Raw genomic sequence first — 17252 nt, 5'->3', positions numbered from 1 at the left:
AACAAGGTGCCTTGCTTCAGCGGGAGCGTTGGAGTGCTTGGTCGCGGCGTTCGATGAATTTCGATCCTGATTCGCGGCGGGTCATCCGTCGGATCACGATGGGGGCCACGATCAGTCCGAAGGCAACCCACAGGCCGAGGACTCCCGCGGTTTCCAGGTGCCGCCAGGACTGGCCGATCTCGATGTTCACTGCGCTGGTCGGCTGCAGCGCTGACCGCATTCCGAGACCGAGCCAGTAGATGGGGAAAACTTGGCCGATCCCTTGCAGCCAGCCCGGCAGGGCGGTGATCGGGTAGAAGATCCCGGAGATCGTGATCAGGCCGATGACTGGGAACGAGAGGTATGAGGCGCCGCGGGGACTGGAGATTAGTGACCCGATAATGGCGCCGATGGCCTGGGTTGCAACGAGCCCGAGAACCAACACCCAGGCCAGCGTCAGCCACGATGCGGGACGGCTGAGATCCAGCCTCCCGCCGACGATGAAAAGTCCGGGGACCAGGATGATGATCAGGTAGGCAAGGACCGAGCCGGAGACGGTGACGAACTTCCCGATCAGGTAACCGCGGATGCCGTTGGGAGTGGCCTTGGCGCGCAGGAGCGTGCCGTCTTCGCGGTCGGCGGAGAGGTATTGGATGATCAAGACCATGCCGAGTGCGGCGAACATGCCGAGGGTGCTGGGCAGGATGAACCCGCCCAGGCCGACATTGCCCGCGCCGTATTTCGTGTCGCGGAGAAGGATGATCGCAACAAGGGTCGCCACCGGCCAGAGGAGTTGGCCGATCAGTGCCGTGCCTGTAAAGGATTGTCGCAATTCGATCAGGCCCCCGGTGACGCCTGCGCGCACCGAGTTCGCGAATGACGTCATCAGGATGTTCCTTTCAAGTCTTCTGCCTGGTTGCCAGTCCAGGCGTCGGGGGATTTTTCGGCCCGACGCACGAGGCTGAGATAGGTGTCCTCCAACGAGGCGCGGCGGACTTCCAGGTCGCGGATCGCGTAGCCGTGCTGCGTGAACAGGCCGCGGACGAACCCGGTGGAGTCACTTACGAATTCTCGGAAGTGTTCCCCTTGGAGACTCCAGCGGACCTCATCGCGGCCGAGGATCTCTTGGGCCAAACCGGTAGGTGTGCCATCGGCAATGATGCGCCCCCCGGAGAGGATGATGATCCGATCTGCAAGCTTCTCGGCTTCGTCCAGGTCGTGGGTGGTGATGAGGATTGTTGTCTCGAAACGCTCGGTCACCTCGCGGATGAGGTCATGAAAGTCGCGGCGGCCCTGCGGGTCCAAACCCGCGGTCGGTTCATCCAGGAACAACAGTTCAGGACGACCGACCAGCCCGATCGCGACGTCGAGTCGACGGCGTTGCCCGCCGGAGAGCATTCTGACCTGTGTGTGCGCTTGTCCGCTGAGACCCACCGCGGCCAGCAGATTGTCCGCGCCCCAGGGTCGGACGACCGACTCAGTCCCGTAGGGCGTGTAGTAGGACCCTTGATAGGCCAGCAACTCGCGCACCCGCCATTTAGGGTGGTCCCGCCAGGACTGCAACACGATTCCCAGACGCGACCGCCACCCCTCGCCCCCGCGGACGGGATCGGTGCCGAGGACCGACACCCGGCCGGCGGATCTGACCCGGAACCCTTCCAGGATCTCGATCGTCGTCGTCTTGCCTGCCCCGTTCGGCCCCAGCAGTGCCAGCACCTGCCCATGGCAGGTTTGGAAGGTCACATCATTCAGGACAACTTTGGTGCCGTAGCGCATCCGCAAGCCCTCTACGTCGACTACCCGCTCATGACGCTTTGTCCCTGTTGGCATTTCAGCTCCTTGTCAGATCAAACTGACAGCCTTTGATCTTGTCAGTTTGGATTGACGGCACGACTTTGTCAAGCTAAGCTGTCAGCTATGTTCACTGGTGACCTCCCGGCACAAATCAAGTCGGCCGATCCCGTGGTCGGCCTGCGCGCGGTTGGTGCGCTGCACCGGCTGGCGGAGCAGGTTGAGGCAATCCATGTCGAACTTGCGCGTAAGCAGGGTTGGTCCTGGGAACAGATCGGAGACGCGCTCGGCGTTACCCGGCAGTCAGTCCATACGAAATACGCGAAGCAGGAAGCCAACCATGACTAGCCGGCTCTCACCCGCCGCCCGCGCGGCCATCGAGTCCAGCCGCGACGAGGCCGTCCGACGCGGCGACCGCCGCATCGGCACTGACCACCTCTTGCTCGGGATCCTCCACGACACCGACATTGCCACGCTTACCGGAGTCGACGTTCTTACGGCGCGCACCCACGCCCACGACCTCGATCGCCGCGCCCTCGCCGCGATCGGCATCACCGCCCCAGAGATAGATCCCATGTCCCGCGCCCACAAAAGCAAACACATGCCGCTGAGCTCTGGAGTGCGCGCCGTCATTCCACGGGCCCTCGCGATGGCCACTGCTAGGAAAGCCCGCCAGGCCACCACCATCGATCTCCTTGACGCGCTCCTGGAACGCAAACAACCGGACCCGGCCGCGGTCCTGCTAAATGACCTGCACATCAAGCCCGGCAGTTTTCACGCCAATCAGTAAAGCGGCCGGCTCGTTGCGTGCAAGAACATTGCCGCCCCCTCCGACCCATCCCAGCCACGGAACGCAACTCGGGTGTCCGCCGAAGGATCCACTTACTGTGATGAGTTGGGAGTCCGACGGACCGGAGGGAAAGGTGGCCGGAAATATCGTCCATCGTCGTTCGTCGGGCTGGTGGCCCAATACGTGGTGTCGAATTGCGAGCTGGATGACCGACGCTGCACGCGTTGGGCTGCCCGAAGTCCCAGGGGAAGCCATTGGGCTGGCCCCCTCCGGTAGAGAGGTTGCGCCCTGCACCGTTGCGTGGGAGAGCGAACGGCCCTCCCGTCCCGGACTGGCGCGAGCGGCTGTTGTTCTGGCGGCCCGACGGATCTGATATATCTAGGGTGAGCCGGATAGTGGTTCTTTGGATCGAGGAAGAGGCCCCGCATTGTGAACGGAACATCTACTGTCGGCCGGACCAGGGCGGAACACGCGTATATTGAGTTGCGGGAGCGCATCATTGACATGCGGCTGCCTCCCGGTGCGGCCTTGAATGAAGACGAATTGATGGCCGAGCTGAAGGTTGGACGCACGCCAATGCGCGAGGCCGTCAAGCGCTTGGAGTCTGATCGGATGCTCACGGTCTATCCACGCCGGGGAACCATTATCGCGGACGTGAACATCCGGGACTTGAAGGCCATTTCCGACGCCCGCCGGGTGCTCGAAGCATTTGCTGCGCGTCGTGCTGCCGAGATGGCAACCGATGATGACCGGCTTCGGCTGGAGGACTGTTTGCTGGCTTTGACGGACGCCGCGCCGGCGTCCAACAGGGCCGCGATGGATCTGGACGGGCAGATCCACCGCATGGTGTACGCCATCATGCGCAACAGCTACCTGGAGGCGACACTGATCCAGTATTTTAGTCTTTCCCAGCGGATGTGGAACTTCGTGCTTACGGGGCTTGCCCCGATTGCCGGGAATGTCAAGGAGCATGAGGCTTTGTTGCGGGCGATTATCGATGGGGATGCGGATCGCGCTGCTGTCCTTGCTGAAGAACATGTCACGCACTTCGAACTGCTTGTGCGCGGCAATCTTTAGGCGCGGTGGGGGATGGGCGGTGGCCTGAAAGGGTTGCTTTCGGGCCACCGCCTGATGGTGCGTGGTCAGGCGCGGATCTTTTTCATCTCGGGATCGACGAGGGGCTCGGCGGCCACGGTGGCTGTAATCAGCCGGCCGAAGTATTCAATTTCCACCTTGGCGTTCTCGGCCAGGGCCGCTGGCAGCCAGGCGTATGCCACGGGCTTGCGGACCGTGTGCCCGAACGCTGCGCTGGTGATGTAGCCGGCCCGCTGTCCATTGGCGAATACCGGTTCCTTGCCCAGCACCATCGATGTCCCGTCGTCTATGGTCAGGCAGCGCAGGCGGGTGGTCGGGGGCTGGGCGCTGCGCAGCTCCAGCGCTTCCTTGCCGATGAAGCCTTCCTTGTTGGGGCGCACGGCAAAGCCGAGGCCGGCCTGGACGGGGTCATGCTCGGTGTCCATGTCGGTGCCCCAGGACCGGTACCCCTTCTCCAGGCGGAGGCTGTTGAACGCGCTGCGGCCGGCGGCGGTCACGCCGAGGGGCTGGCCGGCCGCCCAGAGGGCGTCCCATAGCCGCAGGCCGTTCTCGGCGCTGGTGTAGATCTCCCAGCCGAGTTCCCCGACGTAGGACAGGCGCATCAATCGGACCGGGATGCCGGCGACGGTGGTGCTGGCGGCGCGGAAATACTTCAGGCCTTCGTTGGACAAATCCTGTGGGGTCAGCGGCTGGACAAGGTCCCGGGCGTGGGGTCCCCACACGCCGATGCAGCAGGTGCCGCCGGTGGTGTCCCGGACCTGGACCCATTGCTGCGGGGTTGCCTCCGTCTGCCCGGCTGCCTGGCGGGTGATGTAGTCCAGGTCGAGCCCGCCGTTGGCGCCGATTTGGAAGAGGGTGTCAGTGATGCGGGCCACGGTCAGGTCGCTTTTTATCCCCGCCGCCTCGTCCAGCATGAGCGTGTAGGTGACCGAGCCGATGCTCTTGTCCAGCTGTCCGGTGGTCAGCCGTTGCAGCAGGCCCAGTGCGCCGGGGCCGGAGACTTCCAGCCGCTTCAACGCCGTCATGTCGTACATGGCCACGTTGGTCCGGGTGGCGTGAGCCTCGGCTGCGGCGATGGGGGAATCGAATTTCGCCGACCAGGCGTCGCGGGCCGGGGGCTGCCAGTCCTGGGGGAGGCGCTGGAGCAGGCTGGCGTTTGCCTCGTACCAGTGCGGGCGCTCCCATCCGCCTGTTTCCAGGAAAAAGGCGCCGAGTTCCACCTGGCGCTGGTGGAAGGGGGAGACGCGCAGTTCCCGCGGCGATTGGCGCGGTTCGAGGGGGTGGCGGATGTCGTATATTTCGACGAAGTTCTGTTGTGAGGTTTCCAGCACGTACTCGGGCTGGAGCTGGATCTCTTCGAAGCGGGCGAGATCGAGTTCGTGCAGGTCCGTTTCGGCGTGGCCGTTGACCAGCAGTTCGGCAACGGCCTTGGCCACGCCGGCGGAGTGTGTGACCCAGACGGCTTCGGCGATGAAGAATCCCTTCAGGTCCCGGGATTCACCCACCAGTGATCCGCCGTCGGGGGTGAAGGAGAAGATGCCGTTGAATGCGTCGTCGATCGCGGCGTTGTGCAGGGATGGCAGCAATTGCTGGCAGGCTTTCCACGGCTGGTCGAAGTCTTGGGCCGTGAACTCCAGTCGGGACGGCATGGAGTGCTCGGTGATCCGGTCCACGGCCGGCATTTCGTCGTAGCCGACGGGGATGGGGCGGTGTGCGTAGGAGCCGATGCCCAGTCGCTCACCGTGCTGGCGGAAGTAAAGGTCCTGGTCCTGGTGGCGCAGGATGGGCAGGCTGGCATTGTTGCCGCTGCCCAGGACCTGGTCCGGGTGCCCGGCCAGTTCGGCCAGCGGCGTGGTGGTCACGTACTGGTGGGCCAGTGGTATCAGGGGCACCGTCATGCCGATCAGGTCCCCGACGGCCGGTCCCCAGAATCCGGCGGCGGAGACCACGATGTCCGCCGGGAATACGGTGTCGGCGCTGCGGACCCCGGTGACCTTGCCGCCGGCGCGTTCGATGCCGGTGACCGGGGTGCAGCCGAGGAACCTGGCGCCGCGGGACTCGGCGCGTTCGCGGAGCAGTTCCACGGCCAGCACCGAGGAGGCCAGGCCGTCGCTGGGCACGTGCAGGCCGCCAAGAACCAGCTTTTCGTCGATGAGCGGATGCAGGGACTTGGCCTCGGCTGCATCCACCAGGCGGGCCTCCAGCCCCCATGCCGTGGCGAATCCGTGACGACGCTTGAGTTCGGTCAGCCGCTCAGGGGTGGTGGCGACTTCGAGGCCGCCGACGGCGTTGAATGCCCGGGCTCCGTCCCTGGCCAGGGAGGCAAGTTTGCGGCCGGTGTAGGCGGCGAATTCGGTCATGGTCTTGGACGGGTTGGTCTGGAAGACCAGCCCCGGGGCGTGGGAGGTGGAGCCGCCGGTCAGTGGGATCGGGCCCTGGTCCAGGACGGTGACGCGGGTCCAGCCACGTTCGGTGAGTTCGTCGGCCAGGTTGGCGCCGACGATGCCGGCTCCGATGATAACGACGCGGGGTGATATTTGCATGGTGGTCTTCCGTTCTTGGGGTCGGGTTCGTGGGGACGGTGCTTGGCCATGTGGCCGGGGGCGGGGCTGGCGTGTTGTCGGTGTGCGGTAGGTCCGGCCGAAAGTGCTTGGTCAGGTAAAGATGATGGTGCGGTGTCCGCTGAGCAGCACGCGCTTTTCGGCGTGCAACCGCACTGCCCTGGAGAGCGCAAGTGCTTCGGTGTCCCGTCCTGCGGTAGCCAGCTGGTCGGGGCTGAGCCGGTGGTCGACCCGGATGACTTCTTGTTCGATGATTGGGCCTTCGTCCAGGTCTGCGGTGACGTAGTGCGCGGTCGCGCCAATCTGCTTGACCCCGCGGTCGTATGCCTGCTTGTAGGGCCGTGCGCCCTTGAACCCGGGCAGGAAGGAGTGGTGGATGTTGATGGCGCGGCCGGAGAGTTGGCGGCAAAGGTCGTTGGAGAGGACCTGCATGTAGCGGGCCAGCACCACCAGGTCCGTCTGGTAGGACCCCACGAGCTCCAACAGCCGTGACTCCGCGTCTGCCTTGGTCTGTGCCGTGATGGGTATGTGGTGGAAAGGCAGGCCCGCCGCTTCGGCCATGGGCCGCAAGTCCTCGTGGTTGGAGACGACGGCGACCAGGTCTGCGGCCAAGCTGTCGGTCTGCCAGCGGAAGATCAGGTCGTGGAGGCAGTGGCTGAACTTTGAGACCATCACCAGGACCCTCGGGCGGGCACCGTTGTGAAAGGTGTATTCCATGTCGAATTCGGCGGCGACCGGCGAAAAGTCGGCGGTGAGCTTCTCCACGTCGGTATCTGGCGCGGTGCCGGTGAACGCGGTGCGCAGGAACAGCCTGCCGTCCACGACGTCGTCGAACTGCTGGTGCTCGGTGATGTTGGATCCCCTCTCCATCAGGAAATGGGAGATGGCATGGACGATCCCGCTGCGTTGCGGGCAGGACAGGGTCAGCACGGTATCGGGCCCTCGGGCAGGTTCCGGGCTTCCCGCCGTGGTCTGGGACTGTGGGTTGGCGGCCAGTGGAAGGGTGGTGGTCATGGTGTCTCGTTTCTTGTTCATCGGGCCCCGCGGGGCCTGGGGGAGGGTTTCGCTGGTGGTGGGGGCGCCGGGTAAAGGGTGCAGGTTTCGTCCGGGACCCTACCTTGGCTGAAGGTTCACCCGGGCGGGCAGGCCCCCTGTAAAGCGGCCTTGGCGCGGTGTGGGACCGCGGGCCCGGCTTCCGCGGGCAAGCCCTGGACGGTATTGCGGAAAAGAAGTGCCGTGGTGATGGTTCCGACCCCACCCGGGACCCTGCTCATGGCGGCTGCGACGGCCCCGACGGCATCGGCCTGGACGTCTCCGACGAGTGCGCCGGTGTCGTCATAGTTCGTGCCAACGTCGATGACCACACTGCCCGGACCCACATGCTCGGGGCCGATCAGGCCGGCCCTGCCAGCCGCCGCCACGACGATCGCGGACCCCGCGGTCTGCCCGGGCAGGTCGACCGATTTGGAATGGGCGATGGTCACTGTCGCATCACGGTTGAGCAGCAGGTGCAGCAAGGGCTTCCCGACGACGAGCGATCGCCCGACGACCGTGGCCTTCCGGCCCGCGAGCGCTATGCCGTGGTGGTCCAGCAATTCGATCACGGCGGCCGCCGTGGCTGGCGGGAAGCACGGCTCCTGTGCCAGGAGCCGTGCCAGCGAGGCGGGATTGGCGCCATCGACGTCCTTCTCCACCGCAATGGCGCTGCCGAGCCCTGCCAGGGTGATCCCGTCGGGCAACGGGGTCTGCATGATGATCCCGTGGATGGCGTCATCGGCGCTGGCTGTTTCCAGGACAGACCGGATACGGGCAGCGGAGGCTTCCGGGCCCAGATCGGCGACGGTTACGGTGACCCCCACCTTTGCCCCGAACCGTTGCAAGGCCCGGACGTAGGATGCGCTGGAGGGATCGGGAGTGGCCGTCACGATGAGAAGCTGGCGGTCCTGGCCCTGGCGGTGCAGTTCCTCCATGACGTTCGCGAGCCGCGCAAGGATGGCCTCGGCGACCGGGCGGCCCGAAAGGATTCGGGCGTTCACGCCGCAACCGCATTCCGGGCGGCATCCGTGACATCATCCAGCCGCAGCAGCAGAGCTTCGACGCTGTCCGCAGCAGCCCGCAGTCCTCCGCCGTCAACGCCGGCGGCCTCCACCGCCGGCAGGTTTGCCTCAAGATTCACCCGGGCAGTGGACACCGCGGCCCGGGCCGAGGCGGCCGCCGCAGCGACGTCCGCGACCACGCTGCGGTTGCCAATCGGGAGCAGGCCTTCGGCCACGGCCGTCAGCTCCGCGCAGATGGTGATGAGTTCACGCGGCGCCCTCGCCGCACCCACCAGGGCTGACTGAATGGCCGTCCGGCGCCCGGCCTTTGCGGCCTCGCCCTCGGACGGAAGCCCATAGGCGGCCCCCACCTTCGCGAACGCCTGTGCGTCGTCTTCACCAGCTTGGACGGCCCGTGCTGTCAACTGCGCAGCCCGAACGGCCAGGCCACTGATGACATCTTCCACATCGGCAAACTTCCGCCCGCGGGAGTAGCCGGCCACCATGGAAAGCAGACTGCCCGCGAAGGCCGCCTGGAGCCCGGCCACTGTGCCGCCCCCGGGCGCAGGGATGCGTTGTGCGACCTGGTCAAGCAGAACGCCGACTGATATCGAACCCAAATTTTCCAAATTCCTGGCCTGTCCGAAGTAGATTTCAAAGCTGACAACTGATCATACAACTCATATATAACAAACGTTAGTGTTCCACATCACGCGTGTCAACGCCTCCACGGGCTTTCCTTCACCCGGGCGCAGGCGCCCCCATCCCTGCCAGGCCATTCAGCTCGAGGACGGGCCAGCGGGTCGGCAACGGGGTTCGTGGCCGAGGGCCTTAGCTCTGGCTCGAAGTCACCGTGCAGTCCCGGTGTCAGTGGGATAAATGTGCTGAGATTTCGGCGAGGGTGCGCCCCTTCGTCTCAGGCGCGAGCCATTGCGAGAGGACTGCGCCGAGCAATGCGACGGCGGCGGCTACGATCATGCTTGGGCCAAGGCCGATGTTGATGATCGCCCATGGCAGGGCGAAGGTGCCGAGTGCGGCTCCGATGCGGCTGAAGGCCGCGGAGAAGCCCATGCCGATGCCGCGCAGGTGGCCGGGGAATACCTCGGCCGGATAGACCTGGGTCAGCGTGGTGTAGCTGGCATTGAAGAAGGAGAAGGCGAGAAACAGTACGAGCACGATGATCGATGGTGCGTCCGCCCAGACTCCGATGATCAGCAGGATGCCTGCGCAGAGCCACTGCCCGGGCACGGTGAGGATTCGGCGGCCGAGCTTGTCAATCAGAAGTACGGTGGTGACAACACCCGCGGCCGCAAGTGCGGACAGGCCGACTCCACCGGTCCAGCCGCCGAAGCCGAATCGGTTGAGCACGTCGTCGGCGAAGGTCGCGATCGCGAAGTACGGAGTGACCGCACAGAACCAAAAACCGGCGGTGAAGAGGGTGGTGCGCCAGTGCTGCCTGGAGAACAGCATTCCAATGGAGGCGCCCTTGATTTTGGTCCCACTCTTCGCGGCTTGGGCCTCCTGGATCATCCTCAGATCCATCTCTCCGGTGATGCTGTCGTGCATCTGGGGCGATTCGACGTATCGGCGTGCGATCGCGAGTGCTTCCGTGTGCCGTCCCTTCGTAATGAGCCAGCTCGGCGATTCGGGCAGGCCCAAGCGGGCGAGGAACAGCACGAATGCGAGTATCGTGCTCGTGCCGATTATGAGGCGCCATGGGGTGCCGGCGTCGTGCAGGAGCGTGCCGATGATGAATGCCATCATGAAACCGACGTACCAGGCGATCAGAGTCAGCCCGAGCAGTCGCCCGCGGAGCTTTGGAGGTGAGAACTCTGATAGCAATGGCCCACCGATTGAGTACTCGCCGCCGATCGCGACGCCCATTATGAACCGGATGATGGCCAGCTGGATCACGGCCCCGTCTCCGGAGGTTACGAAGAACTGGGCCCCTGAGGCGATCAGGAACAGGCCCATGTCCACGAGGAACATGGGCTTGCGTCCGAACTTGTCAGTAGCCCAGCCAGCCAGCGGGGAGCCGACGAAGATACCAACCAGCGGGCCTGCAGCGATCATGCCCAGAGATAGTGCGTTGAGATGGAGCTCTGACCGCATGAGTCCGGTGACGGGGCCGATGATTCCGAGGATGTAACCGTCGAGGAACATCCCGCCGATGAAGACAGCGACAAGCCGCACCATGAAGCGGCGTTTGAAATTGGAGCTGGTCTCTTTTGATTTGGAGGCGTCGACGGAGGCCGTCGGAGTGGTCGGATGGGTCATTGAGATTTGTTCCCTTCTTGGTTCAGCGGTGACACTGAAGACTGCTTTAGGGTTCTGTATACTTCTGGGTTCTGCGTCGGGGGAAGCTGCTGCCAAGCTGTTCTCGGCGGCCAACTCCTTGGGCGTGGAGGGTTTTGAGTCATTGCTTGTAGACATGAGTGAATCCTCTGCTCGGTGAATCATGAGCTTGACGGCGATGCTGGTTGCCTCAGACTGTCTGCGAGGTGGTTGTTGTCGGTTTTCGTGAAGCGAGTTGGGCCAATTGATACATGCAACGCATACCGCTGCCGGGCAACGAAGGCGTTCAGGCTGGCTGTGCCGATGGAGGGGGGTGGCCGGCAACATGTCCTAGATGCACTCGGGCCGGTGGTGCATTTGTATCCCCCGAAACGCACGGGGTGGTTGGGGGGAGCCCGCGAATCCATAGAGGGCAAACCAAACGCCACGCCTGACATTCTCGGACTTGTCACTGTTGCTGCCCGGCCTAGAGCAGCTGGAAGCGGCTAGGCATCGATCACCATGTCTGTGCGCGCGGTGGAGCAGCAGGGCAGGAACTTGCCTGCAGAGATTTCCCGTGCACGGATCCCGCCCTGGTGGTTCATCTCGATCTCCCCTGAAAGCTTGACGACCTTGCAGGAGCCGCACATGCCTTCCTTGCAGTTCGCGCCAATTCTGACGCCCGCACGGTGGGCCACCTCGAGGATGCGCTCACTGGGCTCGATCCGCACATTGATGCCGGTGCGCATGAAGGACATGGTGAGGCTGCCTGTACCCACCGTGTCGAAGCTCGAGGCATCAGGTGAAGCGGCTTCCGGCTCCCCGCCCGCGCTCTCGGCTGAGGCGTCGGAGCCGGGCGCCTCAGGGGCGACGATTTCCAGGGGCAGCCCCGAGGCCTCCAGGGTTCCGTCGGCGTCGTAAACCGGCTCGTAGAGGCCGAATGCGGTGGGCTGGCTTTCATAGTAGTCCTCGGCGGATTCTGCGATCTCCTCGGCGATCCCTTCCGCGAAGTCGGCCGCGAGAGCCACCTCCGCCTGGTATTCAAGGAGGGTCTGGCGGTCCCCGGAGAAGAACTCCATGTAGATGGAAGTGTCGTCCACACCGACCTTCTTGAGGAGCTCGGTGGCGGTGTTCAGGTAACCCTCAGGTCCACATGCGTACACCTGGCGGCCATTGGCGTCCGGGGCCACCTCCTCGAGCATGGCCGCCGTCAGCCTTCCGCTGAGCCCTTCCCACCCATCGGGTATGCTGCGGTCGCCCAGGGAGTAGAAGACCTTGACGCGCGAGTCCACGGAGGCGGTGTAGGCCAACTCCTTGTGGAAGGCAAAGCCTCCGGCAGCCGCTCCGTGGTAGAGCACAACGACGTCGGCCTGTCCGGGCAGGGAGTGGATGGTCCGCACCATCGACATGATGGGGGTGATGCCTGCGCCGGCGGCAAGCAGGAGGTACCGTGCCCGCCGGTCGGCATCGGGCAGGTGGAATGCCCCGACCGGTCCGAGCATCTCAAGTACGGTGCCGGGTTTGACGTTCGCGTGCACCCATGGTGAGACGAGTCCCGTGGGGTCGCACTTGACGGTGATGTTGAAGGTCCACGGCTCGGTGGGCGAACTTGACAGCGAGTAGCTCCGGTCCACCGGCTCCGGCTCCTCGCCATTGACGGGAAACGCGACGTTCACGTACTGGCCGGCTCGGAACGCCAGGGGCGCACCGTCGCAGCGGCGGAACACGAAGGTCATCATGCCGCCTGCCTCGGGAACGGTTTCGACGCATTCGGCCATGAACTCCTGCGGATGCCAGGGTCCCAAAGCGTGGGCCGCCCGGGCGGCACCCTCGTTGCTGCCCATCACCCTGTTCCACGGCATTTCAAGACCGCGAATCCGCTGTGGTTCCTGGGTTCCCGTCTCGGTGAGGACTTCAATCATGCCAAGTGCTCCTGTACGCGCTGCACGTACCAGTTGATGAATGCCTCGACCTGGTATTCGCTCTTCATGTATGGACCGGGCTCATAGGCGGGACTGCCGGCGCCCTGCTGGCACAGTTCCACGAACGCCTTGTCCTGCAGGTTCGTCTGCTTCCAGGTGTAGGTGAGTTTCTCCGGGTCGTAGTCGATGCCTTCCACGGCGTCGTCAGCCACCAGCCAGGTGGTGCGTACCAGTGTCTGGTGTTCATTGATGGGGAAAACGCCGAACGTGACGACGTGGTCGCCGAGAAAGTGGAACCAGCTGTTGGGCTGCAGGTGCATCGAGCAGCGGCCAAGGCGGAAGTCACGCAAGTCGCCAAGCAGCTTCTTGGAGAGCCTGTGCCCGTCGGGCGAAAACGATTCACCGTCACCGTCGAGCGATTCCCGAGAGATGCGGATTCCCGCGATGCGCGTGTCAAGCTGCTCGACGACCTCATAGGGAAGGCCATAGCGGCGGCACCGGTCCTCGAGCGTGGACTGTGCTTCCTTGTTCCGGTCCCACACCTCCTGGAGATGGGCCGGGATCAGGCCCTCCGTCAGGCCCCAGGTGGGAAAGAGGGAGCAGGCGAGCTCAGGGTGGCCGTCGCAGTGGTAGCACTCACGGTTGTTCTCCATGACGAGCTTCCAGTTGCCCTCTTCGATGATGTTCTGCTGGTAGGCGATTTTTGTCTTCGACAGATCGTGCGGCGCGAGGTAGGGCTCAAAGATCTTTGCGGTTTCGTCGAAGTCCGCTGGCGGTTCATCCGCAATGCAGGCGAAGATAAGTCCGGCAACCTCGCGGCCGTGGGCGCGCTTGAGGCCGAAGCAGCCCTTGTCGAACTTCGTTTCCCCGGGCGCGGAGGCATGGATCAGGTTGCCCTCCGGGGAGTAGGTCCAGGAGTGGTAGCCGCAAACGAGGTTCCCGGTGGTCCCTGCGGCATCGGTCAGGACGCGGGCGCCGCGGTGGCGGCACACGTTGTGCAGGATGTTGACGCCCCCGTCGTCGTTGCGCAACACAATCAGGGAGTATGGCCCGTAGTCGACGGTGACGTAGTCGCCCGGCTCCGGGAGTTCAGCGGTGCTGGCGGCAAAGATCCAGTGCTGGCCGAAAATGGCTTCCATGTCGATCTTGAAAATTGTCGAGTCGGTGTAGAAGGGGGCATCGAGGGAGTGGCCGGTGCGCCGGAACTCAAACAACGCGGTAATTTCTGCCAGCTGCTCGGCAGGCAATGTTGCAGCGAGTTTTCCGCGTGAATTGAGGGGCACGTTCACTGAAGCTGTCATGGGTTTCCTTCGGGAGGGCTGGGGACGTGTGCGATTCGGGGGGCGAGGAGGTGGGGTGGCACCGGCGTCGTCCTCGCAATTGGTGTAGCTATGAGATTAGTCACAAATCTTCTGCGAGAAAAGCGCAAAATTTGAGAGAATACAATGCACAATGGATGCATGATCGATGCGAGGCTCGTCACACTCCGCGTATTCGCCCGTTGCGGGACGATAGGCGCCACAGCGGAACTCACCGGCTATTCTCCCTCTGCCGTCTCCGCGCAACTGCGAGAGCTCCAGCGCGTGCTAGGAATGCAGCTCTTGACGAAAGAGGGGCGGGGCCTGCGGCTTACCGCCACGGGGCGCTTTCTCGTCGCGGGATCCGATGCCCTCATTGCCCAGTGGGAGAGCCTGCGTGCCTCAGCCATGGAGGCCGGCGACCAAGTGCAGTCCCACTTTGGCCTCGGCGGATTCTCCTCTGCAGCCGCCCAGTTGCTCGCGCCGCTGGCCGCCACCCTGCGTTCGACACACCCCCTGCTGGAGGTGCAGGTTCTTGAGGCTAATCCCGCCCGTTGCTTCGACCTGTTGATTGCCGAACGCATCGACCTTGCAGTTATCGTCGCCATGCAGTCCGACACTTATGGTGAGGACGATCCGCGCTTCGAGCAAAGAGTCCTGCTCGACGATCCACTGGACGTGATCGTTCCCGGTGACCATCCGCTGGCATCACGGGAAACAGCGACGCTTGAAGAGCTGGCATCGGACCCCTGGATCACGGAGGCCGCCGGTTCCACCTACCATTCCCTCTTCACCGCGGCGTTCACAGCAGTCGGAGTGACTCCGCGGATTGCCCATGAAGCCGTTGAATGGGAAACCCACATCGCGTTCGTGGGTGCGGGGCTGGGCGTCGGCCTGCTGCCCCGGCTGGCACCTTTGAATGGTGCCGAAAACGTGGTTCGGCTACGCATCACCGGCCACCCGAAACCCACCCGCCGCATTGTCGCCGCGGTGCGCAGGGGCAGCACCGCCTCGCCCCTGATCCAGGAGTCGATGGGCATCCTTCAGGTCAGAGCCAATCGGATCCTCGCCGCCCGACCCGACGACGATCTCTGAAATCGCATGGCCACGAGTTGTTGTCGACGGGCCAGCAGGTCTAGAAGGTGGCGACACGTCCGCGGCCGGCGCCTCGTCGAGCACACGTTCCAACACGGCCAGACCGGTCCGGGCTGCAGGCAGTTCACACTCACTGAGCTGGGCCGGCAGGAATTCGAGCGCTCAGGACAGCCTGGCGGCGAATGAACGAAGCTCTGACCGCGACCAGACGACGCGACGGGAACAACCCTCGGCTACGAGGAAAGCCTGGCTTTCAATTTCCGAGTGCCTCGGCTGCCTGAGCCAGAGACAGATGACGTCCTGGAGGAAGCCCGGTCGCCGGCGAAGACGACCACATCACCAAACCTTTCGGACTCGACGAACTGCCCGCACGGCTCCGGCCCTTCACCGGCGCACTATCGATCCCGACAAAGAATCCACGGTGATGACCACCGCATCCTTCACCGTAGACCTAGCCACGAAACGGGTGACCCTTGCAATTTCCTGATCAAACCTGCGAACGTTTCGCAGATGCCCCGGGGCCACGAGATTGCGAAGCCGTCGGTGGTGGCCCGCGACTGATGCCAGGCCCCCTTTGTGAGGCAATGATTCAAGATGGAAATTAATCGACAGTCGGGAATGTCTGGCGTGCTTTCTCCAGCATCCGTCTTGCAGCCACAAACTTATCCCGGTTGTGGAGGGATTCGGTTGCTGGACCAGTATCCATCAACTGGCCGGGGAAGTCTTCCTGGTCGGCCTGGTCCGCCGCCGAGCCGATCCGACCCGCTCCTCTCCGAAGATGCGATCACGGTCATCCACGAAGCGTCCCGCGGCTACCCACGCACCGTGAATAACCTCGCCCTCGCCGCCCTGAAGGCCACCCGCTCAGCGAAAAGTGCGGTCGTGGACCAATCCGAGGCCCAATCAGCGGTGAGCGAATTCAGCGAATAACCCACCCGGCACCGGCGACGACCAGCCCGCGGCGATGACCACGAACGCCCCGCCAGGACCATCCCGGCGGGACGTTTCCATACTCGGTTCGTCGCCAAACCCTATGGCGGCCCCATCGTCAAATAACGCGACGGTCAACACCAGTGCCTTGGCCGTCATCGCCGCCCCGCCGTCAGCGTGCAGGGCCCGGGCGGGTGGCCGCCGGTGTCCGCGACGACTCGTGCACCAGGCCGGCAGCGAGCTGGCCGGGCCGGTGAAGGGGAAGTAATTCGACTGCTACATGATGATCGATATCGACTCGCGCTTCATTGTCGGCGCGCACGTCCATGCCACCGAATCAGCGGTGCTGGCCGTGAGAATGATGAAGGAAATCTTCGGTATCCACGGCGTCCCCGAGGTAGTCCACGCCGATCGGGGGACGTCGAGGACGTCCAAGACCGTCGCCGAGCTGCTGGCGGATTTGGAAGTCACCCGGTCCCATTCCAGGCCGCGGGTGAGCAACGATAATCCGTACCGTGAGAGCTTGTTCAAATCGTTGAAATACGGTCCAACGTTCCCGGAACGCTTCGCCTCCCTCAGCGACGCCAGGGCCTTCATCAGCGGCTTCGTGGAGTGGTACAACCATCACCACCAGCACTCCGGGATCGGCCTGCACGCGACCGCCAACGCCCACTACGGGCTCGCCATCGCCGTCGCAGCCGAACGCTCCAAAACCCTCGCCGCAGCGAGAGCCAAAACCCCGAACCGCTTCGCCACGACCACCGACTCCAAAATCCTTGCCCTTCCCGGGCCCGCATGGATCAACCAACTCAAGGAAAACGCAGAAAAACTAGCAGCCTAACTCCCGACGGTACCGCCCGACTTGAAAAGTTCCGTTCCGGAATCACGGCCTCCAGTAACCAACTTTGGCCAGCAGCAACGTCTCTTTCGTGGAGTCCTCCGGTACCTGGACCTCTGGGGGAAAGACACCCATGGCCCGGAACCCGTCGATCTGCGGCCCGATGATTTCCCAGAGCCCGTCGACGAGCGGATCCGGCAGGGAATAGTTGAGTCCGAGGAAGTGCGCGATCGACCAGGCCTGGAACGCCCGATAAGTACTCGTGTGCTCGAGGTATTCGCCGAGGGAGAAGTCCCCGTAACTGAGGTGTACTACCTGGTCGTAATCGAGGTCATAAGCGACGGCTTGAGCTGCGGCGTCGTTGATCTCGTTGTAGCCCGCGACGGGATCTTCCCCGAGTAGGTCTCCGTCATACCGGCTGCCAACTTCCTCTGCGGTGCGGCCCGCGAGGACGTCTGGCACCCAGGCCTCATCAAACGCGTGATAGGCAAGGATGTCCCGCAGGGTCGGGTTGGCCCTTCGCGACCACTCGGCGGGCGCGGCAAGTGAGAGCTGGTCCGGACCAATCATGTTGATCACATCACGAAGGGCTGCGTCGGACAGGAGAAAGAGCTCTTGGCGGTTCATGATGGAACGCTACCAA

14 protein-coding genes and 1 pseudogene are annotated in these 17252 nt (G+C 63.9%); 5 read left to right on the top strand and 10 right to left on the bottom strand.

Going from position 1 to position 17252, the window contains the following annotated elements:
- Window positions 1-16: 16 nt before the first annotated feature.
- Window positions 17-865: an ABC transporter permease gene (locus DMB86_RS13430; protein ID WP_113718258.1), complete on the bottom strand. Its 849-nt coding sequence runs from the start codon at window positions 863-865 to the stop codon at window positions 17-19.
- Entirely contained in the window at window positions 865-1755 is an 891-nt protein-coding gene (locus DMB86_RS13425; protein ID WP_227878371.1) for an ABC transporter ATP-binding protein, read from the bottom strand. Before DMB86_RS13425 ends, DMB86_RS13430 begins: the two co-directional genes overlap by 1 nt.
- Before the next feature lie 141 nt (window positions 1756-1896).
- Here DMB86_RS13425 and DMB86_RS13420 point away from each other — a divergent pair, with 141 nt between their 5' ends.
- From DMB86_RS13420 to DMB86_RS13410, 3 genes are all read left to right on the top strand, one after another.
- Window positions 1897-2118, top strand: coding sequence for a hypothetical protein (locus DMB86_RS13420; RefSeq protein WP_113718256.1), 222 nt, complete (start codon window positions 1897-1899; stop codon window positions 2116-2118).
- Window positions 2111-2560 carry a Clp protease N-terminal domain-containing protein gene (locus DMB86_RS13415; protein WP_171814495.1) on the top strand — a complete coding sequence of 150 codons (450 nt, stop codon included), beginning with the start codon at window positions 2111-2113 and terminating at the stop codon, window positions 2558-2560. Before DMB86_RS13420 ends, DMB86_RS13415 begins: the two co-directional genes overlap by 8 nt.
- Before the next feature lie 429 nt (window positions 2561-2989).
- Window positions 2990-3637, top strand: coding sequence for a GntR family transcriptional regulator (locus DMB86_RS13410; protein ID WP_227878370.1), 648 nt, complete (start codon window positions 2990-2992; stop codon window positions 3635-3637).
- A gap of 65 nt (window positions 3638-3702) precedes the next feature.
- Here DMB86_RS13410 and DMB86_RS13405 read toward each other — a convergent pair whose 3' ends face one another.
- The 7 genes from DMB86_RS13405 to DMB86_RS13375 form a co-directional block, all read right to left on the bottom strand.
- Window positions 3703-6198: a GcvT family protein gene (locus DMB86_RS13405; protein WP_113718254.1), complete on the bottom strand. Its 2496-nt coding sequence runs from the start codon at window positions 6196-6198 to the stop codon at window positions 3703-3705.
- Between the two features lie 111 nt (window positions 6199-6309).
- The gene (gene purU, locus DMB86_RS13400; protein WP_113718253.1) at window positions 6310-7230 is read right to left on the bottom strand and encodes a formyltetrahydrofolate deformylase; all 921 of its coding nucleotides are present in this window, start codon (window positions 7228-7230) and stop codon (window positions 6310-6312) included.
- A gap of 116 nt (window positions 7231-7346) precedes the next feature.
- The gene (locus tag DMB86_RS13395; RefSeq protein WP_113718252.1) at window positions 7347-8252 is read right to left on the bottom strand and encodes a bifunctional 5,10-methylenetetrahydrofolate dehydrogenase/5,10-methenyltetrahydrofolate cyclohydrolase; all 906 of its coding nucleotides are present in this window, start codon (window positions 8250-8252) and stop codon (window positions 7347-7349) included.
- Window positions 8249-8872, bottom strand: coding sequence for a cyclodeaminase/cyclohydrolase family protein (locus DMB86_RS13390; protein ID WP_171814494.1), 624 nt, complete (start codon window positions 8870-8872; stop codon window positions 8249-8251). Before DMB86_RS13390 ends, DMB86_RS13395 begins: the two co-directional genes overlap by 4 nt.
- Before the next feature lie 247 nt (window positions 8873-9119).
- Window positions 9120-10685, bottom strand: coding sequence for an MFS transporter (locus DMB86_RS13385; RefSeq protein WP_227878369.1), 1566 nt, complete (start codon window positions 10683-10685; stop codon window positions 9120-9122).
- Between the two features lie 347 nt (window positions 10686-11032).
- Entirely contained in the window at window positions 11033-12448 is a 1416-nt protein-coding gene (locus DMB86_RS13380; protein WP_113718249.1) for a ferredoxin reductase, read from the bottom strand.
- On the bottom strand, window positions 12445-13749 hold the full coding sequence (locus tag DMB86_RS13375) for an aromatic ring-hydroxylating oxygenase subunit alpha (RefSeq protein WP_113718248.1): 1305 nt from the start codon (window positions 13747-13749) through the stop codon (window positions 12445-12447). Before DMB86_RS13375 ends, DMB86_RS13380 begins: the two co-directional genes overlap by 4 nt.
- A 159-nt stretch (window positions 13750-13908) precedes the next feature.
- Here DMB86_RS13375 and DMB86_RS13370 point away from each other — a divergent pair, with 159 nt between their 5' ends.
- Entirely contained in the window at window positions 13909-14841 is a 933-nt protein-coding gene (locus DMB86_RS13370; RefSeq protein ID WP_113718247.1) for a LysR family transcriptional regulator, read from the top strand.
- 1165 nt (window positions 14842-16006) lie between these two features.
- Window positions 16007-16612 (top strand): annotated as a pseudogene (locus DMB86_RS13360) (transposase); the annotation flags it as partial.
- 42 nt (window positions 16613-16654) lie between these two features.
- Here the strand turns inward: DMB86_RS13360 and DMB86_RS13355 are convergent.
- Window positions 16655-17236 (bottom strand): hypothetical protein, encoded by a 582-nt coding sequence (locus DMB86_RS13355; protein ID WP_113718245.1) that lies wholly within the window; start codon window positions 17234-17236, stop codon window positions 16655-16657.
- Window positions 17237-17252 lie beyond the last annotated feature (16 nt).

Source organism: Arthrobacter dokdonellae (assembly GCF_003268655.1).
In the GTDB taxonomy this organism is placed as follows: Bacteria; Actinomycetota; Actinomycetes; order Actinomycetales; family Micrococcaceae; genus Specibacter; species Specibacter dokdonellae.
The sequence above is the reverse complement of the archived record's forward strand: the minus strand, read 5'-3'. Positions and strand labels throughout refer to the sequence as shown.